We start from the raw sequence: 21,602 nt of genomic DNA, 5'->3' as shown, positions 1-21,602 counted from the left end.
AATTTTAGCGGTTACATAATCATTATACTTGAGGAGTGTTTGTATGGAAAAGACATTTTTAATGGTAAAGCCAGATGGAGTACAGCGTAATTTAATTGGAAAGATTGTACAACGATTCGAGGAAAAAGGTTTCAAACTTGCAGGGGCAAAGTTAATGCTAGTGTCGAATGAGCTGGCAGAGCAACACTACGGGGAGCATAAAGAGAGACCTTTTTTCGGTGAATTAGTCGAATTCATCACTTCTGGCCCTGTATTTGCAATGGTCTGGGAAGGTGAGGACGTAATTGCAACGGCACGCAATATGATGGGGAAAACGAATCCAAGTGAAGCAGCACCAAGCACAATTCGTGGCGATTACGGAATCACTGTAGGAAAAAACATCATCCACGGTTCGGACTCACCAGAAAGTGCAGAGCGCGAAATCAAACTATTCTTTGATGAAAGCGAATTAATTACTTACGAAAAAGTAGATACAACCTGGATTTACTAATCCACCAACAAACCTCCGTTCCCAAACGGAGGTTTTTAAGAACAAATAACAAATAGAAAATAGTTATATCCCAACCAGAAACAACTTTTAAAAACCTAATAAGAAAAGCTTCCGAATTACTATCATAAAGTATAAGTGCTTTGCTCGTTTACTTGTTTCGGAGTTCTAATTACCGTCCAGTTTCCCGAAGGACGGATGTACACCTAAGGCACGGCCTCAGCCTCGACGCACAGGACGTGGCGTTCGTAGTCTGCCTCGGGCTACAGCCCTGCGGGGTCTTCGGACCCGTGCTTTTCCCGTTGGAGTCACCGTCCTCCGGACAACTGAACTGGTAGAGAGGGTTATTATTAATGGAAACTAACCCACCACTATGATAAGCGATCTAATTCCTAAAATGAAAAATAGCGTTCCAAATTAGGACATTCCTCGGAGCAGTCCAGACACCTCGAGACTCCTGCGGGAGGCCGGCTAAGTACGGTCACGTCCTGTGACCAATGCCGGCATTAGAACATCCTGTTCGTCGATAGGCTTGGTGAGACCCCACAGGGCGTTAGCCCGAGGAGGCTCACCAGCCGCCCGCGGAAAGCGAGAGGTGTCTGGACTGCGGACCCCGAGACGATAGCTTCACTTACGCTGTATGAAAGTAATCGGTTGATTGTAACTGGAAATAGTTCTATACGAGGAGGAATATGATGATTGATGATTACAGTGAGTTTATTGATCGTGTAAACAGAAGGCACGACATCGATCTCAGTTTATATAAAGAAACACAAATGAAACGCCGAATTACTACATTAAGAAATAAACGCGGTTTTTCCAGCTATATCCAATACTTTGAAGCAATGAACAAAGACAACGAACTCATGAAAGAATTTATCGAACGATTAACGATTAATGTATCGGAGTTTTTCCGGAACAAAAAACGGTGGGATGTTTTAAAAGATCGTGTCATTCCAGCACTAACCAATAACAAGTCACGTATCACCATTTGGAGCGCAGCATGCTCCACAGGAGAAGAGCCATACAGCTTAGCCATATTATTCAAAGAGTTTTTTCCAAATATTAAAGTGGAAATACTTGCAACGGACATTGATGAAACTGCGCTGAAGAAAGCTCAAAAAGCAGAATACATGGAGCAAGCTTTAAAAGAAGTTCCCCCTGCTTTGAAACAAAGGCATTTTACATACGAAAATGGACGGTATAAGCTAGATCCGCTGTTAAAGCAAAACATAACCTTCAAGAAACATAATTTGCTTGCCGATAGTTATCCTTCGAATTATGATTTGATCGTCTGTCGGAATGTCCTGATATACTTCACGGACGAAGCGAAGGAAAAAATATATAGCGGCTTTAGTAATTCATTGCGTAACAGCGGTGTTTTATTCGTCGGCAGTACAGAACAGATCTTTACACCAGAAAAATATAATTTACAATTATTAGACACCTTTTTCTACCAAAAGGCAAAATCTTAAATTTATTCATATTTACATAATTTATGTCCAAAAAGATGTCTGAATATGTTATAGTAATTAGAAATCTAATCAGTGGTCTTAAAAACTGAATTGAATGGGGAAAAGGAGAATCGTACATTGAGATATTTAACTGCAGGAGAATCACATGGTAAACAATTAACTACAATTCTTGAAGGTATCCCTTCAAATCTTCCAATAACAAAAGATGATATTAATCATTCCTTACTACGCAGACAGCAAGGATATGGGCGAGGGAAGCGCATGCAGATTGAAACAGACCTTGTTGAAATTATGGGTGGAATCAGACATGGCTATACGCTAGGTTCTCCAATCTCACTCGTTATCCATAATGATGATTATAAGCATTGGACAGATATTATGGGAGAGGATCCAATTCCCGAAGATACGAAGCTGCGCCGAGTAGTCACACGCCCTCGACCAGGACATGCTGACTTAAACGGAGCTTTAAAATATGGACATCGTGATATTCGGAATATCCTGGAACGTTCCTCTGCAAGGGAAACGGCCGCCCGGGTAGCGGCAGGGGCCGTAGCGAAGAAGCTGCTGAAAGAGCTTGGGATAGAAGTCGCTGGATATGTTAAGGAAATAGGAGGTATCATGGCGGAAGACCAAGAAAGCCTGTCGATGAAAGAAAGACAAGAAATCTCGCAGAAATCTCCGGTTATGGTACTTGACGCTGCTGCTGAAAAAGAAATGATGGCAAAAATTGACCATGCTAAAAGCGAAGGTGATACACTTGGCGGGGTTTGTGAAGTGTATGTGGAAGGTGTTCCAGCAGGGGTGGGCTCTTATGTCCATTATGACCGTAAGCTGGATTCGCGGATTGCTGGCAGTGTTGTTAGTATTAATGCCTTTAAGGGCGTAGAATTCGGTATAGGCTTTGATGCGGCTAAAATATACGGAAGTGAAAATCATGATGAAATCGCGTGGAATGAAGAACTTGGTTACCATCGTACATCCAATCGTTTAGGTGGCTTTGAAGGTGGAATGTCTACCGGTATGCCAATTGTAGTCAGAGGAGTAATGAAACCAATCCCTACTTTAATGAAAAAACCTTTACAGAGTGTGGATATTGATACAAAGGAAGAGATTACAGCAACGATTGAACGGTCCGATCCTTGTGCGGTTCCTGCTGCTTCGGTAGTAATGGAGCATGTTGTTGCATTTGAAATTGCAAAGGCAATCACCGATCAATTCCCGCATGATCAATTCCCACAACTTAAAGAAGCGTTGGATAAGTACCGTGAAGAAATCAGGTGGTTTTAATGCAGGAACTTTCTGTCCGGCATAGCAACGGTTCTTATTCCATTCTTGTCGGTGAAGGCCTCCGTTTTAAGTTACATAAGTTTTTAAGTAAATCATACTCCAAAATCCTTATCATTACCGATGAAACGATTGAAAATTTATACTTAGATGACGTGAAAAAAGGATTATCAGCCTATGATTTCTCCCAGCTTATTATTCCAGCTGGTGAGAAATCTAAGCATATCGATGTCTATTATGATGCCCAGACAAAAGCAATCGAAACCGGTTTGGACCGTAACTCTTTAATTATCGCTTTAGGTGGCGGTGTTGTGGGCGATTTAGCTGGGTTTGTGGCAGCGACGTTTATGCGGGGGATCGATTATATTCAAGTACCAACTACAATCCTTGCCCATGATAGTAGCGTCGGTGGCAAGGTAGCGATCAACCACCCCCTTGGTAAAAATTTAATCGGAGCATTTTATCCGCCGGTCGGTGTTTATTACGACACGGAAACATTAACTAGTTTATCTGAGCGAGAGACGAGGTCTGGTTATGCGGAATTAATAAAAGAAGCTCTGATATCCAGTGAAGACCTTCTTGAGGAGATGCTTTCAGCTTCTCTTGCCTCCTTGGACCAAGAGAGACTACAAACGCACTTAATGGCGGGAATTAAAGTAAAACAGGGGATCGTAGAAGCTGATGAACGGGAGCATGGTATCCGAAGTCATTTAAACCTTGGTCACACCCTTGCTCACGCTCTTGAGGCTGAATTAGGATATGGAAATATCACCCATGGCGAGGCGGTCGCAATTGGGTTATTATTTGCAATACATGTTAGTGAAAGAGAATATAACTGTAAATTACCGTTTGATAAATTAAAGAATTGGTTAGTGGATAACAACTATCCACTGACAGGTTTTACTGTTAAAGCGGAAAAAATCATCAATCATATGAAGGCAGATAAAAAGGCAACGAAACAACGGATTAAAATGGTGCTTTTAGAACGTCCCGGAAAGTTAAAAACAGAAGAGTTGTCTGATGAAGCAATCCAAGTTCATTTAGAAACATTTAGAGAGAGGCTGGTGTAACATGGTTTCAAGAGGAATACGAGGGGCAACTACAGTCACGGAAAATACAGCTGATGAAATCATCCATCAGACAAAGCGTGTCTTACAAGAAATGATTGAAGCAAATGATGTCGCACCGGAAGACGTTTCACATGTTTTTATTTCCGCGACTAAGGATATCGATGCTGCTTTTCCGGCACGGGCACTAAGAGAGTTTTCTGGTTGGACCTATGTTCCCGTAATGTGTATGGCGGAAATCGATGTGAGAAATAGTTTGAAATCCTGTATCCGGATTATGATGGTAGTAAATACAGATCGAAATCAAGCCGAGATCAGACATATATTTCATAATGAAGCAGTCACGCTTCGACCAGAATTAGTTGAGAAGAGGGGAAATTAGAAAGTGAAACAGAAACAGATATTAAGTCAATTGACTGCATACCAGCAAGGAAAACAAACCCATGAGATTAAAGAAGAATATGGATTAGAAAAAATTGTCAAACTCGCTTCCAATGAGAATGTTTACGGTTATTCTTCCAAGGTGAAAGCTGATTTATCGGAACATTTACCGGAATTAAATATTTATCCGGATGGGCATACGGCAGAACTTCGAACTGCTCTTAGTAAAAGATTAGCAGTAGAAGAAGATCAATTAATTTTCGGGAGTGGTTCAGAAGAGCTTATTCAAATTATTTGCCGAGCATTCGTGCAAGAAGGCAGCAACACCGTTATGGCCGCCAATTCATTCCCACAATATAAGCATAATACATTTATTGAAGGCGGTACGGTAAAGGAAGTTTCCATTGCAAGTGACGGGAAACATGATCTCGAAGCGATACTTGAAGCGATTGACGAAGATACTGTAGTCGTCTGGATTTGCGCACCCGACAATCCGACAGGTACCATGAACACAGAAGACCAATTCCTCCAATTTATGAAAAAGTGTCCGGAAGATGTTTTAGTCGTTTTAGACGAGGCATACCGAGAATTTGTGGAGGATGAATATTTACTTGATTCTACTACATATACGAAATCTTTTCCCAATTTAATATCGTTGCGGACATTTTCGAAGGCGTATGGATTAGCGGGTTTACGTATCGGTTACGGAATCGGTAATCCTGAATTAATCCATAACTTAAACGTCGTCCGTGGTCCTTTCAATACGACTTCAGTAGCTCAAAGAGCAGCAACTGTCGCACTGGAAGATCAAGCATTTATTAATGAAACAACAGCTAAAAACTTAGAAGTAAAAGAAGAGTTTTATCAGTTTCTCGATGAATTGAACTGGGATTATTACCGGTCCCACACAAACTTTATTCTCGTTTCCACTCCTGCAAGTGGTTTAGACGTCTTTCAATATCTAATTGAAAATGGCTTTATTATAAGACCGGGAGAATTGCTCGGATACCCGAACTCAATTCGAATTACAATTGGCACAAAGGAAGATATGCAAGAACTTCAACACTTATTACAGAAATTTGATGAGCAGATTAGGTGAAAATATGGATAACAGAAACATATTAGTGGCAGGCATCGGACTTATCGGTGGGTCACTAGCGAAAGCGGTCAAGATCAATCCAGAACATACCGTTCTTGGCTATGATTTAAATGAAGAAAGCTTACAATATGGACTGGAGCAAGGAATTATCGATAAAGCATATACCGACTTTACCCGGGCAGCTCAAGAGGCTGATATTATTATCCTCGCAGCGCCAATTTCCGAAACGATAGAGCTAATAAAAAGACTTGATTCTATACCTTTTGAAAGGCAAGTGATTGTGACGGATACGGCTTCGGTAAAGCATGCGATTATCGAAGCTGCGGAACAGTTAACAAATGAAAATATAGCTTTTATCGGCGGACATCCGATGGCCGGTTCCCATAAACGGGGAATAGGGGCAGCCAAGTCTCACCTTTTTGAGAATGCTATCTATGTGCTTGCACCATCAATCCGGAGCACAAACGAAATGGTTGCGACACTAAAAAATGTACTAAGTCCCACCAAAAGTAAATTTGTCGTTTTAAAACCAGAGGAACACGATGAAATGACCGGTGTAATTTCCCACTTCCCGCATTTAATCGCTTCGTCACTCGTACATCGGGCGAAAAAATGGCAACAGACCCATGCCTTTTTGCCAAAATTAGCGGCTGGAGGTTTTCGCGACATAACGCGAATCGCTTCTAGTAATCCAGTGATGTGGCAAGACATCTTCTATCATAACCGAAAAAAAATGTCCGTCTTGCTGCAAGAATGGATTGAAGAAATGATCCAATTAAAAGAACTCATTGATAACAGTGAAAAGCGGGCAATGATAGACTATTTAGAGGATGCGAAGAAATATCGCGACGGCATTCCAACGAAAACAGCTGGAGCAATACCTGCATTCTATGATGTTTATGTCGATATTCGAGATCAGACTGGAGCAATAGCATCGGTCGCTCAAATTCTTGCCGAACATAATATTAGTATTAAAAATATCGAAATCCTGGAAATCCGTGAAGGAATTACCGGAGTGCTCCGTGTCAGTTTTTACACAAAGGATGCGCAGAAGCTAAGTAAACAACAATTAGAGTTAAATGGTTACGAAACAATGATTCAAAACTGATAAAAGGATGTGATTGGGTGGTGGAGAAAAGAATTTCACCTCAATCGTCTGCTCTTATAGGCGAGCTCGAAGTACCGGGAGATAAGTCTATTTCTCATCGTGCGGTAATTTTTGGTTCATTGGCAAAAGGCCGGACAAAAATTGACCATTTCCTAGATGGGGAGGATTGCCTGCGAACAGTGGACATCTTTCAGAAAATGGGCGTATCTATCGAGCAGCAGGGGGAAACAGTTGTCATCAATAGCGATGGTGCAGATAGTCTGATAGAACCAAAAGAACCTCTTTATTTTGGTAATTCAGGGACAACTGCCCGTCTTATGATTGGATTATTATCCGGCTTACCACTTTTTACAACAATTTATGGAGATGCTTCCCTATCGAAACGACCGATGGACCGGGTCATACTGCCTCTTTCAGATATGAATGCAACTATTTTCGGACGAAGTGGTGGCAAGTTATTACCCTTGGCAATTAGCGGGAAAGAACTGCAAGCAATTCAATACACTTTACCGGTGAAAAGTGCTCAAGTTAAATCAGCATTATTACTTGCAGGTCTTTTTGCTAACGGTGAAACGATTATAACGGAAAAAGCTAAAACAAGAGATCATACCGAAACGATGCTCGGGGCATTTGGGGTAAAGCTTAATGTTGACGGAAACACTATTCGAATGGATGGAAAACAATCGTTAAAGCCTACGCGCATTTATGTTCCGGGTGATATCTCATCCGCAGCATTTTTCCTAGCCGCCGCAGCTGCTAAACCAAATAGTTCGCTTGTTATAAAAAAGGTTGGGCTAAACCCTACCCGGACAGGAATTATTGACGTATTGATGCAAATGGGAGCACAAATCGAGATTCGTAATGAAGAAAGAATTGGCGGAGAACTGCTTGGTGATGTTAAAATTAGCAGCTCGAGCTTAAAAGGAATAGAAATATCCGGTGATATCATTCCTCGATTAATAGATGAAATTCCGATTATTGCCTTACTTGCAACTCAAGCAAAAGGTAAAACGGTTATTAAAGATGCTGAAGAACTTCGGGTGAAAGAAACAGATCGGATTGCGGCCGTAGTCGAAGTTCTAACAACACTTGGAGCGTCTGTTACGGCAACAAAAGATGGAATGATTATTGAGGGAAGCCAGGAATTGACAGGCGGAAATATTTCAGCATATAATGATCACCGCATGGCAATGATGGGTGCTATCGCTTCTTTCTTTACAAAAGAAGACATCATTATTGACGACATCTCATCTATCGCCATCTCATACCCCAGCTTTTTTGAAGACCTAAAAAGAATAACAACAAACTAACCATCTAACCAAAGAAAGTGAAATTACCATGCTTTCTTTGGTTACTTTTTATCACGTATTAAACAAGAGGGAAGCCTAACATGTGAAGGTGGGGAGAAACATTCGGTAAATCCCTGATTCGGTTCAACTAACATTCAGTGGCTTGCAGGTGAATGTGATTTGATTGAATATGGAGGGTGTTTTCGATATTATTACAGTAAGCATGATTAAAGAAAGGATGGGGAAATGGATACCATCTTAAAAGCAGTAGAATTAGTCGAACAAAATAAAATAGAGCAAGCATTGCGCTTATTGGAAGAATATACCCCAAAAGCAAATGATGATGAAAAATATACAATCGCTGAATTGTATTTACAATGGGGATTCTTGGATGAAGCAGAACTTATTCTTTCAGAACTCTTGAAGAAATATCCTGATGAAAACGATCTGATTCTAAGCCTTGCTGATATTGCGATTGAAAAAGAGGATGACGAACAGGCAATAGCTCTATTAGCAGAAATATCAGAGGAGGACCCGGCATACATTCAAGTATTAATCCAGCTAGCCGACTTATACCAGGTTCAAGGTCTATTTGAAGTTGCGGAACAGAAGCTGCTTACTGCCAAACAAAAGTTACCCAACGAAGTTATTATTGATTTTGCGCTTGGAGAACTTTCTTTTTCAACCGGCACATATAAAAAAGCCGTGACATATTATGAAAAAGTTGCCAAGGAGCATGAAATGTTTGCGGATGTTTCTGTATTAGATCGCCTTGCAGAATCCTATGCAGGGATTGGTGAATATGAAAAGGCACTTGAATATTTCAAAAATGGACAAGATAAAACCCCGGATAAATTTTTTAAATACGGTGTCACCGCTAGCCAGGCCGGTAGAAATGATATAGCAATAACAGCTTGGAAGCGCGTGGTAGAATTAGATCCTTATTATCATTCTGTATATGAAAATCTAGCAAAAGCATTACAAGATGAAGGTATGTTGCAAGAAGCATTTGATGTTGTAGAAAAAGGGCTGAAGCAAGATACATTTAATAAACATTTATATTTCCTTGCAGGGATGATTGCGCGTCAATTGAATAATGATTCGGCTAGTGAGGAATATATAAGGGAAGCAATTGCGATTGATCCGGATTATAAAGAAGCTATTCTCTTTTTCTTGGAATTTTTAAAAGAGCGGGACAGGCATGCGGATATTATCGACTTGCTCTCGAGCGTGAAGTCAATTGGATCTCTTGAGCCTTTATATGACTGGGAACTGGCAAGAGCCTATAATGAGGAAGAGCAATATAAGGAAGCTCTTCAAGCTTATCAGGATGCGTATTTGAATTTAAGTGATGATACAGACTTTCTGAAGGAATATGGTTATTTCCTGATTGAAGAAGGGCAGACATCTGAAGCAATAGCCGTGTTTCAAAGGTATTTACAGCTTGTTCCTGATGATTACACGATTGAAGAATTCTTATCTCGATTATGAATGCACCAAGACTACCTGAGGAGGATTAATATGACTAACGCTGTCATTCATCCGCATGAGAAGAAAGCATTTATTTATTGGTTCCTGAACCAATATGAAATGAAAGCTCGGGAAAGCAACTGGATTTTATCTTATTTGGCGAGTCATAATAAATTACTGCGTAATCTGCATTTTGTTCGCCATGCGAAGGCTTGCCCGCGCAGTATTATTATCTCAACCAAATGTTCAAATGGAGTAGCTTTTCGTTTCCACCGTAACAAATTAATTACGTCTGATCCAGAGAAAGCATTTCACGATATTCGATTAAACGATGACGAAGCTCTTTATGTCCAATTGAACTTTCATCAATGGAGACAGAACCCGCAATATGCGCTCATCCTTGAAGAAAATCCGTTTTTATCGGATGATGATTTTATTACGGATGAAGACAAGCGGGAAGCGGAACGGCTGATGAATTATACACTTCAAGCGCAAATAAGAAAAAGCTTAATTGAACAAATTGATGAGTCGCTCGATGAAAGAGATTATAATAAGTTTATCAGACTTTCCGACGAACTAAAGAAAACCGAGAAAAACCTAAAGAATCAACCAACTTCTTAACGAATGGGTTGATTCTTTTTCATTACTTAGGGTAAACTTGAGTGTATATGAAAATTGATAATATAGAGAGGCTGAATGTTTGCAATGAAGTGGAGAAAAGACGATCTGGAAAAGTATGTACAAGCAAAAGAATATATTGACACCATTCTGATGCCTTTAATTCCTTTCCAGCTGACAAATGATGAGGACATAGGGAAAGATGCTTTTCAACAAGAAATAATGACGATATTCGCTAATGAAATCGAGCAAGAGCTAAGTGGTAGAGTGTTACTTATTCCGAGTTATTTCTATTTGAAAGACGCAGAAAAAGCAATTGAGGTAGAGCGATTGAATCAGTGGATAAGTGAAACAGAGAATCAACCATTCAACCATACCATTTTACTGACGTTTGATCCTTCCTGGCGAAAGCATGAAAAAGAATTAGAAGGTGATCTATTATGGTTGCCGGGGATTCAAACAGGAGATATTCATTCAAATGAAATGCAAAGTGTTATCCGGGATCAGATTTCCCAGCTATCAGAAATTATCCGTTCCTATTGGTAAGTATAACGGTTTTATATTTTGTTCTACTTCGTCTTTTTCGTTTAGTTTTTTGAAAAATGTTGTTAAATAGGAATATTATCTGCTTGAGTCTAGTTTATATATTGACCCAAGTACAAGATTGCGCTATCATGGTATTGTCCTAGTAATCTAAATTAATTTTTAAAATGTCCGCAACTAATGAAGAATAGAGGGGGGAAAATCATGAGTGAAGAAAAAAAGCAACAAGTATCCCGTAGACAATTTTTGAACTACACACTAATGGGAGTAGGTGGATTTATGGCAGCCGGTCTGCTCATTTCTCCAGTAAGAATGGCAATTGACCCTGTACTCAAATCAACAGGTGCTGGAGATCTGGCTAACGTCGGACTGTCCGTTGATGATATTACATCAGAACCACAACGTATTGACTGGAGCATAGACCAAGTAGACGGCTGGTACGAATCACAAGTAAACCGCTCTGCGTGGGTTTATAGAAATGACAGTGATGAAATTATAGCCTTTTCCCCAATATGTAAACACTTAGGATGTGTTGTTTCTTGGGAAGGAAGCGATCAGTATCCAGACGAATTCTTTTGCCCATGTCATGATGGACGCTACTATAAGGATGGAGTTAACGTACCAGGCACACCACCTTTAGCGCCGTTAGATGAATATGAAATGGAAATTAAGGATGGAATGCTATTCTTAGGAGATCCAAAACCACACAGGGAGGCTTAATTAAAGATGCTACAGAAAATATACGATTGGATCGACGAACGCATCGACCTTCAACCAATATGGCGTGACATCGCTGATCACGAAGTTCCTGAGCATGTTAACCCTGCCCACCACTTCTCAGCATTCGTCTACTGTTTTGGAGGATTGACATTCTTCGTAGTTGTTATTCAAATTTTGTCTGGTATGTTTTTAACAATGTATTACGTACCGGATATTGAAAATGCGTGGCGATCCGTTTATTACTTGCAAACTGAAGTTGCACATGCTCAAATTGTTCGAGGAATGCATCACTGGGGTGCCAGTGTGGTAATTGTGATGCTTTTATTACATACTTTACGTGTGTTTTTCCAAGGTGCATACAAGAAGCCTCGTGAACTCAACTGGATGGTTGGGGTCCTGCTTTTCTTCGTCATGCTTGGACTAGGATTCACAGGTTACTTGCTACCATGGGACAACAAAGCGTTTTTCGCTACACAAGTAGGTCTTGAAATAGCGCAGCAAGTTCCGTTTATCGGCGATCAATTAAAGATTCTATTAGCGGGTGACGCCTCGATTGTAGGTGCACAAACACTAACTAGATTCTTTGCTATTCATGTATTCTTCTTGCCAGCTGCATTATTTGCACTATTGGCTGTACACTTTATATTAATTAGAAGACAAGGTATATCCGGACCACTATAAAAAGGAGGGGAAAGCATCATGCAAAGAGGGAAAGGCATGAAATTCGTTGGAGACTCGCGGATCAAACAAGGACCGACAGTCTCGCGAATCCCGAAAGACTATTCAGAGTACCCTGGCAGAACAGAAGCTTTTTGGCCCAACTTTTTATTAAAAGAATGGTTGGCAGGTGCAGTATTCCTTATTGGATTTTTAATTTTAACATTGGCACATCCTTCACCACTTGAAGGGTTGGCAGATCCAACAGATGCTGCATATATTCCTTTGCCAGACTGGTATTTCCTGTTTCTGTATGAACTATTGAAATATGAATTTGCTAGCGGAAATTATATCCTGCTAGGAATGCTTGGAATTCCAGGTATAGCATTCGGTGCATTACTTCTAGCACCATTCTTGGATAACGGTCCAGGACGCAGACCTCATCAACGTCCAATTGCTGTCGGAATGATGTTACTTGGTTTAGCGTCAGTTATTTGGTTGACTTATACTTCTGCAGCTGCAGTTGACTGGGAAAGTCGTGCAGAAGCGAACAAACCTGTTCCACCGTCAGATGATGTTGATGTCGTGATTGACACAGATCATCCGGGATACGAAGTATATGAAACAAGCTGTTTAGCGTGTCACGGTGCCGAATTAGAAGGTACGGCAGCTCCAGCATTGTACGGTCCTGAGTTTGACCACACTGCGGAAGAAATTGCTGACATTTCGGTGAACGGAATTGGAGCAATGCCACCAGATCAATTTACTGGTACGGATGAAGAATTAGAGCAATTGGTAGATTTTATTTTATCCGTAAACGAATCGATCGAAGAAGAATAATTTTATTCAGCATGAAGAGCACTTTTACCATCGAAATGGTAAAGGTGCTTTTTGGCATAATATAAGAAACTATAAAATAAAAATACTGTGATAACTTAGGTATCGAGGGCAAGCCACGTCCAGCTCCAGCGCCCAGCAACTATCAAACTTCACACTCCTCCAATCGATAAGTCAACATCAACTCACTATCGTTCGTTGTGTTTCCTTTATCTCATTCCGGAGTGCTCCAGTTTGTACGTTGCTAAACGGGCGCTTGCGCCTTTGTTTACGCATTTAATACTTGCTTATGAGGAACACGAAGGCTTATAGTTAAATTACTCAACCTTCACAACCCAAAAGCAACTACTCGCTTTCATTCAGCGTAAGTATTTTGAGCATTCATTTTATTGGCGTTCTAATTACCGTTCAGTTGCCCGGCGGACGGATGCTTTCCACGGGCACGGCCTCAGCCCCCTCGGAAGAAAAACGCTTCCTGCGGGGTCTTCGGCCTCGTGCTTTTCCCGTAGGAGTCACCGTCCGCCGGGCAAATGAACTGGTCTAAAGGATTATTTTAAAAAGAAATTATTCCATTATGATAAGGATCGTACTTCTGGAATATTAAACAGTAATCCAAATCACGCCTTTCCTCGGAGCAGTCCAGACACCTCGAGACTCCAGCAGGAGGATAGGCATAGGTGAGACCCCGCAGGGCGCCAGCCCGAGGAGGCTCACCAGCCGCCTGCGGAAAGCGAGAGGTGTCTGGACTGCGGACCTCCAGGAGAAAGTTGCGCTTACGCTGAATAAAAGCAAATGCGGGTGAAAATGGAGGGAATGATATTTATTTTAAGGAATGGAGCGGGTCACCGGATGATTAGGTATATTCTTTCTAATAAAATATTTATTTTCATACTTTTTATTGTAAATCTATTCGGCACAATCTATGGGTATATTTGGTACCTTCCGCAACTAGAAATCACACCTGATATATTCCTAATTTTTGTTCCGGATAGCCCAACAGCGAGTTTATTTTTCACGATTTTTCTTTTGTTTTTCCTATTCGGCAGAAACGTCCCCTATATTGAAGCATTAGGGCTTGTAACGCTCGTGAAATACGGTACCTGGGCTGTTGTAATGAACTTACTTACATTAATCATTGATGGCTCTTTAAGTCCGGCGGGCTATATGTTGATGTTTTCCCATGCAGGGATGGCAATACAAGCTGTGCTCTATACCCCTTTTTATAAAATAAAAATGAGACACCTTGTTGTTGCCGGGATATGGACATTACATAATGATGTAATTGATTACGTATTTGGAATGATGCCTATTTATTCTTCATTAACCCAGTACATGGAGAGAATTGGTTATTTCACCTTTTGGCTTAGTATTGCTTGCTTATTCCTTGCTTACTGGCTTACGGTCCGGAAGCAGAATAAGTTATCCTAAGGTGATAAACAGGAGTCCCTCATCATATAAATGGATTAGGTGAGGTGACTAAAATGGGAATGACATCCGGTACTACCTTAATTTATTCGATCGTTACTGCCGCGTTTCCGTATCCGTTACTGAACATAGAAAGGATTAGTTTTCCGCAATGGCTCTTTACAAATGCGGAGTTGATTCCGCTTTTACCAGCATTATTGATTGTTGGTGGGTTCATTCTGATTACATTATCTTATGTGAGTTGGAGAAAATATAAAGGAGAAAAAATAAGGCGGGGAAGAAAAACAAAGGACGGCGACAAAATAGTTGACTGGAATCGAGATCCTGACTAAAATTGACTTATATAAGTACGATTGGAGGGATATAAATGGGTAGCTATTTAATTTATATAGCGCTTATCCTCATTATACCGTTATGGGCGCAAGGTAAAGTTAAGTCAGCTTACAATAAATACTCGAAAAAACCGACATCTTCCCAAATGACAGGCGCTGAGGTAGCAAGAAAGATTCTAGATGATAATGGATTGTATCATGTAAATATTGAACGGACAAAGGGTACACTGTCTGATCACTATGATCCTCGCTCCAAGGTTGTCCGACTTTCAGACGGAATCTACGGAGGCCGTTCGATGGCTTCTTCCGCAATTGCGGCGCATGAAGTTGGACATGCCATTCAAGACCAGGAAGAATATGCATTCTTGCGTTTTAGAAGCGCACTCGTTCCGGTCGCTAACTTCGGTTCAAACATTTCCTTCTTTTTAATTCTTGCAGGTATTTTCCTCAATATGATGGAGCTGTTCTTTTTTGGAATTATCTTCATGGGGGCGGCTGTCCTTTTCCAGCTTGTTACACTTCCTGTAGAGTTTGATGCTTCCAACCGGGCGATGACACAGCTTGTCTCGACTGGGATTATCCGGAATGATGAAGAACGGGAAACGAAGAAGGTATTGGATGCCGCTGCTTTAACTTATGTTGCAGCAGCTCTTGTCGCCTTACTCGAGCTTGCACGATTTATATTAATATTTTTGAACAACCGAGACTAGGGTAGAGAAGAGATTGGTAAACGGTATGCCAATCTCTTTTTTTTATGATTTATTTCTTGAGAAAGCTTCTGCGAGTCCTTAGCTTGTCAGGCTGCTTAAGCCTTTATCATTGCACCGGCCTTTTGTTTTCATCGAGAGTAAATCCTTCACCTTGAACATCTTGAACTGTACTTATCGAAACAAAAGCATACGGATCTACCTTTAAAATCGTATTCTTCAGACGAACAATTTCATTTCGAGGTACGACACAGTAAAGGATATCCAGCTTCTCTCCCGTATAGCTACCACGGCCTAAAAAGATAGTCACACCACGGTCCATTTTCTGAATTTCTTTCACAATTTCTGCACTTTGATTCGAAATAATTGTCGCCCCTTTGGCAAGATATGCCCCTTCTTGAATAACATCAATTACACGGGCCCCAATATAGACAGCAACTAATGTGTACATGCCCTGGATGAGGTCTAATATTAGCAGAATAGAGGAAGAAATAACAATTAGGTCGAATAAGAACATCGTATTTCCCATGTTCCACCCCAGATACTTATTAGCAAGCCGAGCAATAATATCTACACCTCCCGTTGTGCCCCCATAGCGAAAGATAATCCCTAAACCAACTCCGATGAATACTCCTGCAAATAAGGCAACCAACGTCATATCGTTTTCCAAAGGGATTGCAAATTGATAGGATTGAAAGATAGCTAAAAAGACGGATACTGCGGAAGTTCCGATTATTGTATAGATGAAGGTGTTCCGTCCTAATAGTTTCCAACCAATTAAGAATACAGGGATATTTAATAAAATATTCGTAATCGCCGGATTTAATTTCCAAATGAAATAAAGGAGCAAGGTGATACCAGTGAAGCCGCCTTCACCAAGATTATTTTGCATATTAAAATGTACGATTCCAAAAGAATAAATCGCGGCACCGATTAAGATGAAGAAAATATTTTTCATCCGCAATCCAAGCAGCATACTAGAACACCTCCTAAAATACTTGCATATCCATGCCAAGTTAGTATCATTTTGCCCGGAGAAAATAAATTCATGATTTTTCAAAGAAAAAATTTGTCAAATTACGTAAGGTTAGCTAACATGAAAGGTAGGCAACCACGGAGAAAAAGGAGATTGTTAACGAATGCAGAAAGAATTTACGACGCAAGAAATCCAAAAGCGGGTCGATGATTATATCGGCCAATTTAAAGAAGGATATTTTTCTCCGCTGGCAATGATTGCAAGGCTGACAGAGGAAGTCGGCGAACTTGCCCGAGAAGTGAACCATTATTACGGAGAGAAACCGAAAAAGACGACAGAGAAAGAAAAAACGGTTGAAGAAGAACTCGGGGACGTTTTGTTTGTAATCGCGAGTTTTGCAAATTCACTTGACATTGATTTATCCGAAAGTTTCGAGCGTTCCATGTCGAAATTTGAAACACGGGATAAAGATAGATGGACGAAGAAATAACAACAGGAGAGGTGGAACAGAAGTGGCAATTAATATTATAGTAGCGGGACCACGTGGTAAGATGGGGAAAGAAGCGATCAAGATGATTGAGCGTGTTCCTGATTTTAACCTTGTCGCTGTAATCGATCGTAAAAATGATGGGAAATTTTTAAACGAGATTACCGAGGAATCGGATGCGCAAGTTCCAGTCTATGAAGACTTGGCGGAATGCTTTCAGCAGATAGATGCAGATGTATTCATTGATCTTACGAGTCCTGAACCTGGTTATAAACACACAAAACTCGCGATTGAACACCGTGTCCGAGCTGTAATTGGTACGTCTGGATTCACGAAGGAGAATATAAAGGAACTAAAAGAACTTTCGAATGAATATAATTCTGGTTGTATTATTGCACCAAATTTTGCAATCGGTGCTGTGCTGATGATGAAGTTCTCTCAGATGGCCGCACAATATTTCCCGGATGTTGAAATTATCGAAATGCACCATGACCAAAAGGTTGATGCACCGTCTGGAACAGCGGTTAAGACGGCAGAGATGATTCAGAAAACAAGGACAACGAAAGCTCAGGGTCATCCTGATGAAAGGGAAGAACTCGAGGGAGCGCGTGGCGCCGAATTAGATGGCATGCATATTCATAGCGTAAGACTACCTGGACTTGTTGCCCACCAGGAAGTAATCTTCGGTGGCCCAGGTCAGCTACTTACGATCAAACATGATTCCATGAGCCGGGATTCCTTTATGGATGGGATAAAAACTTCCATTTATAAAGTAATGGAGTTAGATAGGCTCGTGTACGGATTAGAAAATATTTTATAAAAGAAAAGAGGTCAGGCTATGATGAAAATTGCCTTAATAGCCCATGATAAGAAGAAAGAAGATATGATACGCTTTACCATCGCTTATGAGCATGTATTAAAAGAGCATGAATTGTTTGCTACCGGAACGACTGGTAAATTAATTAAAGAAGCTACAAAACTTAGTGTACATAGATTTAAATCAGGACCACTTGGTGGCGACCAGCAAATAGGAGCACTGATTGCCGATAACGAAATGGATATGGTAATATTCTTCCGTGATCCATTAACAGCTCAGCCGCACGAACCTGACATAACAGCCCTGATGCGCTTGTGTGACGTGTACCAAATCCCACTTGCAACAAATATTGCCGGAGCGGAAATCTTTATCCATGGCCTGGAACGAGGAGATTTTAAATGGCGGGAAATCGTTCGAGCAAAGGAAGACGAATAAGCAATGAAAATTGGGATAACTTGCTATCCTTCTGTCGGTGGATCTGGAGTCATTGCGGCGGAGTTAGGAAAACTGTTAGCAGAACGAGGGCACGAAATCCATTTTATTACATCAAGCCTTCCGTTTCGATTAGATAAAGTACATCCGAAGATCTTTTATCATCAAGTGGAAGTAAATCATTATCCAGTATTCCAATATCCGCCTTATGATTTATCACTTGCTTCGAAAATGGCAGAAGTAATCGACCAGGAACAGCTTGACATTTTACATGTGCATTATGCGATACCCCATGCGATTTGTGCAATTCTTGCGCGGGATATGGCCGGACATAAAGTAAAGGTCGTCACGACTCTGCACGGGACAGATATTACAGTACTTGGAATTGATGATGCATTTAAGAAAATGATAAAATATGGAATTGAACAGTCTGACGCGGTAACGAGTGTATCGAACAGTTTACGGGAACAGACGATGGAAATGATTAAGACGGATTATCCGATATCTGTCATATATAACTTTGTGAATGAAGCGGAATATCATCCTTTTCAAGTACCATATTTGAAGGAACAGTTCGAGATAAAAGATGAAAAAAAAGTAATCATCCATATTTCTAATTTCCGGAAAGTGAAGCGGCTACCAGACGTTATAGACACGTTTCATCGTATTCACCAGGAGATACCTAGCAAATTGCTGCTCGTAGGAGACGGTCCGGAATATTCCGCGACAAAGCAGCTAGTTAGGGAATTGGAACTAGATTCTGATGTGTTATTTTTAGGGAAACAGAATAATATTAATGAACTGCTTGCAATCAGTGATTTAACATTATTACTTTCTGAAAAAGAAAGCTTCGGACTTGTTTTATTGGAAGCAATGGCTTGCGGGGTTCCCGGCATCGGAACGAATATTGGTGGTATTCCTGAAGTTATCACACATGGTGAGACCGGTTATCTTGTAGATCAGGGCGACACAAAACAAGCAGCAGACTATGCGCTCGAAATCCTTACAGATTCGGCATATCAGCAAGTACTCCGGAAACGGGTCCTTGAAGTTGTAAAGCAGAAATTTCAGTCTAACATCATTGTCGACCAATACATTAAATTATATAAAAAGCTACTGAAGTAAAAGAAATTTGGTGAAGGCATGTTAACGAAATATTTTCAACGGGCAAAGCCGATATTAGAAAAGCTTGAAGCAGAAGGTTATGAAGCATATTTTGTTGGTGGTTGTGTACGGGATTATTTGCTCGGTCGGCCGATTAAAGACATCGATATTACGACATCTGCCACCCCTGATATTGTTCAAGCGGTATTTCCAAGTGTCATACCTGTTGGGATTGAACATGGAACTGTCATTGTGAGACATGAGAAAGAATCCTATGAAGTGACTACATTCCGTACAGAAGGCAGTTATTCGGATGGTAGGCGTCCAGATCACGTTGAATTCATCCGTAACATTGAAAAAGACTTAGAACGGCGCGATTTTACAATCAATGCCCTTGCGATGGATAAAACAGGTCATATTACGGATTTATTTTCCGGCAGAAGAGATTTAAAGCAGCGAATGATTCGGACAGTCGGAAATGGGGAAAAACGATTCGGGGAAGACGCACTGCGGATTATACGCGCCCTTCGTTTTTCCAGTGTGCTCGGCTTTCAAATTGAAGAAGAAACATTTGCAGCAATGGTAGCTTGTAAATCAGCAGTCCTCGATATTTCAGTTGAGAGAATTACAAATGAAATGGAACGTTTTTTTGCTGGAAAACATGTGTCGGTCGGGATAAATTATTTAAAGAAATCAGCTGTTCAGACTGTTTTACCGGTTTTTAAAGAACATCCCACTTTAATCGAAGCAATTCCACAAAACATGAAGCCCCTTTTAAGTTTTGCAGAAGTTATTGCTTTCTTCCACTATCATCAGCCTGAAATAGCTATCAATGAGTGGGCGAAGGAATGGAAATGTTCCAACCGGACGAAGCGGCTTGCAAGTGAATTAAACGACGATATCAAGCGGTACAAGCAAAGAGGCTTGGATGCGATTGGAATATATAAGCTTAACGACGAGCGGTTTGAACCCTTTATCCGCTTAGCCGACTTGCTATTAGATGATAAACTATCTCTGGTACAATTAATTCAATTGAAGCAAAGGTTACCAATTCAATCAAGGGACGACTTAGCCATCAATGGAAATGATCTTTTAGCTCTTTTTCCTGACAAAAAACCAGGAGTATGGGTGAAACATTTGCTTGAAAAAACGGAAGATGCTGTTGTTACTGGTAAAATAAATAATCAGTATCGTGACATAAAGGAATGGTTAGAGTGGACTCAACGAGAAACAGATTAATTCATATCCTATCGGAGAATGAGGAGACTTATATATCGGGTCAGGATATTTCCGATGCTTTACAAATATCCCGTAATAGTGTCTGGAAACATATGAAAGCATTGGAGAAAGACGGTTATGTCATTGAAGGAGTCCCAAGAAAAGGATATCGTATCCTTAAACATCCGGATAAAGTCAGTGATAATACGATCAAATGGGGCCTGGAAACAGAGTGGCTTGGTCAGACGATCATCCATAAATCTTCCGCCGCTTCTACCCAGCAATTAATCCACCAAGCTGCCGCAGATGGAGCGAAGCATGGAACAGTTGCTATTCTTGATGAACAAACGGCGGGCAGGGGGAGAATGAACCGAGAATGGCATTCTGCAGGGAATAAAGGGATGTGGCTAAGCATCTTGCTTCGCCCTAAAATCCTTCCGCAAGAGGCTCCCCAGCTAACATTGCTTACAGCAACTGTGTTGGCTGACGTGTTAAAAGACTATACAGGTGTAGAGCCGATGATTAAATGGCCAAATGACCTTTTGATTAATAAGAAGAAGACGGCTGGAATTTTAACAGAGATGCAAGCAGAACAGGACCAGATTCAATATATAGTGGTCGGTATCGGTCTAAATATCAACCATACAAGTGATGATATACCTGGAATGCTTGCATCTAAAGCGACCTCCCTTTATTTGGAAACAGGGAAACATTGGTCTATTCAAGAACTGATTCAACAGTTTTTACAAAAATTTGAAGCGGCATTTGATGCATATTTAGCCCATGGCTTTTCCGATGTGAAGAAAAAATGGGAAAGCTATGGTTTTAAAATAGGTGAAAAAATTAAAATTAAAAACCTAAAAGAAGAGAAAAAAGCGATTTTCCACGGAATTGCAGAAGACGGTGCCCTCCTTGTTTTACATGATAATGGGAAAGAAGAAAAAATATATTCTGGTGAAATCCAGTGGTTTGAATAACAAGTTAAAGAGATAGGCGGGGGAAGAGACTCTTATCAATAATGGGATAAGAGTTTTCTTTTGGACGAATTGACGTATATAATAGAGAGGAC

24 protein-coding genes are annotated in these 21,602 nt (G+C 40.6%); 23 read left to right on the top strand and 1 reads right to left on the bottom strand.

What is annotated here, in order from left to right:
* Nucleotides 1-43 precede the first annotated feature (43 nt).
* The 17 genes from ndk (at nt 44) to IEX94_RS07915 (ending at nt 15,502) form a co-directional block, all read left to right on the top strand.
* Nucleotides 44-490, top strand: coding sequence for a nucleoside-diphosphate kinase (ndk, locus tag IEX94_RS07995; protein WP_156855885.1), 447 nt, complete (start codon nt 44-46; stop codon nt 488-490).
* Between the two features lie 692 nt (nt 491-1,182).
* Nucleotides 1,183-1,962 carry a CheR family methyltransferase gene (locus IEX94_RS07990; RefSeq protein WP_156855884.1) on the top strand — a complete coding sequence of 260 codons (780 nt, stop codon included), beginning with the start codon at nt 1,183-1,185 and terminating at the stop codon, nt 1,960-1,962.
* A gap of 117 nt (nt 1,963-2,079) precedes the next feature.
* On the top strand, nt 2,080-3,249 hold the full coding sequence (gene aroC / locus IEX94_RS07985) for a chorismate synthase (protein WP_188856765.1): 1,170 nt from the start codon (nt 2,080-2,082) through the stop codon (nt 3,247-3,249).
* Nucleotides 3,249-4,316 carry a 3-dehydroquinate synthase gene (aroB, locus tag IEX94_RS07980; RefSeq protein ID WP_188856817.1) on the top strand — a complete coding sequence of 356 codons (1,068 nt, stop codon included), beginning with the start codon at nt 3,249-3,251 and terminating at the stop codon, nt 4,314-4,316. The genes aroC and aroB overlap by 1 nt, the downstream gene beginning before the upstream one ends.
* A gap of 1 nt (nt 4,317) precedes the next feature.
* Complete coding sequence (gene aroH / locus IEX94_RS07975) at nt 4,318-4,695, top strand: chorismate mutase (protein ID WP_188856764.1); 378 nt, start codon at nt 4,318-4,320, stop codon at nt 4,693-4,695.
* 3 nt (nt 4,696-4,698) lie between these two features.
* The gene (hisC, locus tag IEX94_RS07970) at nt 4,699-5,793 is read left to right on the top strand and encodes a histidinol-phosphate transaminase (RefSeq protein WP_188856763.1); all 1,095 of its coding nucleotides are present in this window, start codon (nt 4,699-4,701) and stop codon (nt 5,791-5,793) included.
* 4 nt (nt 5,794-5,797) lie between these two features.
* Nucleotides 5,798-6,901, top strand: a complete 1,104-nt coding sequence (locus IEX94_RS07965; RefSeq protein WP_188856762.1) for a prephenate dehydrogenase — start codon at nt 5,798-5,800, stop codon at nt 6,899-6,901.
* Between the two features lie 17 nt (nt 6,902-6,918).
* On the top strand, nt 6,919-8,211 hold the full coding sequence (gene aroA / locus IEX94_RS07960) for a 3-phosphoshikimate 1-carboxyvinyltransferase (protein ID WP_188856761.1): 1,293 nt from the start codon (nt 6,919-6,921) through the stop codon (nt 8,209-8,211).
* 225 nt (nt 8,212-8,436) lie between these two features.
* Nucleotides 8,437-9,681, top strand: a complete 1,245-nt coding sequence (locus IEX94_RS07955; RefSeq protein ID WP_188856760.1) for a tetratricopeptide repeat protein — start codon at nt 8,437-8,439, stop codon at nt 9,679-9,681.
* A 30-nt stretch (nt 9,682-9,711) separates the two neighbouring features.
* The gene (locus IEX94_RS07950; protein ID WP_188856759.1) at nt 9,712-10,281 is read left to right on the top strand and encodes a ReoY family proteolytic degradation factor; all 570 of its coding nucleotides are present in this window, start codon (nt 9,712-9,714) and stop codon (nt 10,279-10,281) included.
* Nucleotides 10,282-10,356: 75 nt separating this feature from the next.
* Nucleotides 10,357-10,824, top strand: a complete 468-nt coding sequence (locus tag IEX94_RS07945) for a YpiF family protein (protein ID WP_229782626.1) — start codon at nt 10,357-10,359, stop codon at nt 10,822-10,824.
* A 201-nt stretch (nt 10,825-11,025) separates the two neighbouring features.
* A complete protein-coding gene (locus tag IEX94_RS07940; protein ID WP_188856757.1) occupies nt 11,026-11,541 on the top strand; it encodes a QcrA and Rieske domain-containing protein in 516 nt (171 codons plus the stop codon).
* A gap of 6 nt (nt 11,542-11,547) precedes the next feature.
* Entirely contained in the window at nt 11,548-12,222 is a 675-nt protein-coding gene (gene qcrB, locus IEX94_RS07935) for a menaquinol-cytochrome c reductase cytochrome b subunit (protein WP_188856756.1), read from the top strand.
* An 18-nt stretch (nt 12,223-12,240) separates the two neighbouring features.
* Nucleotides 12,241-13,038 (top strand): menaquinol-cytochrome c reductase cytochrome b/c subunit, encoded by a 798-nt coding sequence (locus IEX94_RS07930; protein ID WP_188856755.1) that lies wholly within the window; start codon nt 12,241-12,243, stop codon nt 13,036-13,038.
* 846 nt (nt 13,039-13,884) lie between these two features.
* Complete coding sequence (lhaT, locus tag IEX94_RS07925) at nt 13,885-14,463, top strand: lipoprotein heptaprenylglyceryl N-acetyltransferase LhaT (RefSeq protein ID WP_188856816.1); 579 nt, start codon at nt 13,885-13,887, stop codon at nt 14,461-14,463.
* 53 nt (nt 14,464-14,516) lie between these two features.
* Nucleotides 14,517-14,792, top strand: coding sequence for a sporulation protein YpjB (locus tag IEX94_RS20255; RefSeq protein WP_188856754.1), 276 nt, complete (start codon nt 14,517-14,519; stop codon nt 14,790-14,792).
* Nucleotides 14,793-14,827: 35 nt separating this feature from the next.
* On the top strand, nt 14,828-15,502 hold the full coding sequence (locus IEX94_RS07915) for a zinc metallopeptidase (protein WP_188856753.1): 675 nt from the start codon (nt 14,828-14,830) through the stop codon (nt 15,500-15,502).
* 106 nt (nt 15,503-15,608) lie between these two features.
* On the opposite strand, the gene IEX94_RS07910 is transcribed toward IEX94_RS07915, so the two are convergent.
* On the bottom strand, nt 15,609-16,475 hold the full coding sequence (locus tag IEX94_RS07910; RefSeq protein WP_188856752.1) for a YitT family protein: 867 nt from the start codon (nt 16,473-16,475) through the stop codon (nt 15,609-15,611).
* A gap of 163 nt (nt 16,476-16,638) precedes the next feature.
* Here IEX94_RS07910 and IEX94_RS07905 point away from each other — a divergent pair, with 163 nt between their 5' ends.
* The 6 genes from IEX94_RS07905 to IEX94_RS07880 are packed head-to-tail and all read left to right on the top strand — an operon-like array spanning nt 16,639 to nt 21,510.
* Nucleotides 16,639-16,965: a nucleotide pyrophosphohydrolase gene (locus IEX94_RS07905; protein WP_188856751.1), complete on the top strand. Its 327-nt coding sequence runs from the start codon at nt 16,639-16,641 to the stop codon at nt 16,963-16,965.
* 22 nt (nt 16,966-16,987) lie between these two features.
* Nucleotides 16,988-17,782, top strand: a complete 795-nt coding sequence (gene dapB, locus IEX94_RS07900; RefSeq protein WP_188856750.1) for a 4-hydroxy-tetrahydrodipicolinate reductase — start codon at nt 16,988-16,990, stop codon at nt 17,780-17,782.
* Nucleotides 17,783-17,803: 21 nt separating this feature from the next.
* A complete protein-coding gene (mgsA, locus tag IEX94_RS07895; protein ID WP_188856815.1) occupies nt 17,804-18,214 on the top strand; it encodes a methylglyoxal synthase in 411 nt (136 codons plus the stop codon).
* A gap of 3 nt (nt 18,215-18,217) precedes the next feature.
* Nucleotides 18,218-19,336, top strand: a complete 1,119-nt coding sequence (gene bshA / locus IEX94_RS07890; RefSeq protein WP_188856749.1) for an N-acetyl-alpha-D-glucosaminyl L-malate synthase BshA — start codon at nt 18,218-18,220, stop codon at nt 19,334-19,336.
* A gap of 18 nt (nt 19,337-19,354) precedes the next feature.
* The gene (locus IEX94_RS07885) at nt 19,355-20,554 is read left to right on the top strand and encodes a CCA tRNA nucleotidyltransferase (protein ID WP_188856748.1); all 1,200 of its coding nucleotides are present in this window, start codon (nt 19,355-19,357) and stop codon (nt 20,552-20,554) included.
* A complete protein-coding gene (locus tag IEX94_RS07880) occupies nt 20,521-21,510 on the top strand; it encodes a biotin--[acetyl-CoA-carboxylase] ligase (RefSeq protein WP_308425590.1) in 990 nt (329 codons plus the stop codon). Before IEX94_RS07885 ends, IEX94_RS07880 begins: the two co-directional genes overlap by 34 nt.
* Nucleotides 21,511-21,602: the final 92 nt, after the last annotated feature.

Source organism: Oceanobacillus indicireducens, assembly GCF_014647195.1.
GTDB lineage: Bacteria > Bacillota > Bacilli > Bacillales > Amphibacillaceae > Oceanobacillus > Oceanobacillus indicireducens.
The sequence above is the reverse complement of the archived record's forward strand: the minus strand, read 5'-3'. Positions and strand labels throughout refer to the sequence as shown.

What these genes read in the sequence shown, in the direction of transcription:
- ndk (WP_156855885.1), top strand. Translation starts at nt 44, where the DNA reads ATGGAAAAGACATTTTTAATGGTAAAGCCAGATGGAGTACAGCGTAAT.
- IEX94_RS07990 (WP_156855884.1), top strand. Translation starts at nt 1,183, where the DNA reads ATGATTGATGATTACAGTGAGTTTATTGATCGTGTAAACAGAAGGCAC.
- aroB (WP_188856817.1), top strand. Translation starts at nt 3,249, where the DNA reads ATGCAGGAACTTTCTGTCCGGCATAGCAACGGTTCTTATTCCATTCTT.
- aroH (WP_188856764.1), top strand. Translation starts at nt 4,318, where the DNA reads ATGGTTTCAAGAGGAATACGAGGGGCAACTACAGTCACGGAAAATACA.
- IEX94_RS07965 (WP_188856762.1), top strand. Translation starts at nt 5,798, where the DNA reads ATGGATAACAGAAACATATTAGTGGCAGGCATCGGACTTATCGGTGGG.
- IEX94_RS07955 (WP_188856760.1), top strand. Translation starts at nt 8,437, where the DNA reads ATGGATACCATCTTAAAAGCAGTAGAATTAGTCGAACAAAATAAAATA.
- IEX94_RS07950 (WP_188856759.1), top strand. Translation starts at nt 9,712, where the DNA reads ATGACTAACGCTGTCATTCATCCGCATGAGAAGAAAGCATTTATTTAT.
- IEX94_RS07945 (WP_229782626.1), top strand. Translation starts at nt 10,357, where the DNA reads ATGTTTGCAATGAAGTGGAGAAAAGACGATCTGGAAAAGTATGTACAA.
- IEX94_RS07940 (WP_188856757.1), top strand. Translation starts at nt 11,026, where the DNA reads ATGAGTGAAGAAAAAAAGCAACAAGTATCCCGTAGACAATTTTTGAAC.
- qcrB (WP_188856756.1), top strand. Translation starts at nt 11,548, where the DNA reads ATGCTACAGAAAATATACGATTGGATCGACGAACGCATCGACCTTCAA.
- IEX94_RS07930 (WP_188856755.1), top strand. Translation starts at nt 12,241, where the DNA reads ATGCAAAGAGGGAAAGGCATGAAATTCGTTGGAGACTCGCGGATCAAA.
- lhaT (WP_188856816.1), top strand. Translation starts at nt 13,885, where the DNA reads ATGATTAGGTATATTCTTTCTAATAAAATATTTATTTTCATACTTTTT.
- IEX94_RS20255 (WP_188856754.1), top strand. Translation starts at nt 14,517, where the DNA reads ATGGGAATGACATCCGGTACTACCTTAATTTATTCGATCGTTACTGCC.
- IEX94_RS07915 (WP_188856753.1), top strand. Translation starts at nt 14,828, where the DNA reads ATGGGTAGCTATTTAATTTATATAGCGCTTATCCTCATTATACCGTTA.
- IEX94_RS07910 (WP_188856752.1), bottom strand. Translation starts at nt 16,475, where the DNA reads ATGCTGCTTGGATTGCGGATGAAAAATATTTTCTTCATCTTAATCGGT.
- IEX94_RS07905 (WP_188856751.1), top strand. Translation starts at nt 16,639, where the DNA reads ATGCAGAAAGAATTTACGACGCAAGAAATCCAAAAGCGGGTCGATGAT.
- mgsA (WP_188856815.1), top strand. Translation starts at nt 17,804, where the DNA reads ATGAAAATTGCCTTAATAGCCCATGATAAGAAGAAAGAAGATATGATA.
- bshA (WP_188856749.1), top strand. Translation starts at nt 18,218, where the DNA reads ATGAAAATTGGGATAACTTGCTATCCTTCTGTCGGTGGATCTGGAGTC.
- IEX94_RS07885 (WP_188856748.1), top strand. Translation starts at nt 19,355, where the DNA reads ATGTTAACGAAATATTTTCAACGGGCAAAGCCGATATTAGAAAAGCTT.
- IEX94_RS07880 (WP_308425590.1), top strand. Translation starts at nt 20,521, where the DNA reads ATGGTTAGAGTGGACTCAACGAGAAACAGATTAATTCATATCCTATCG.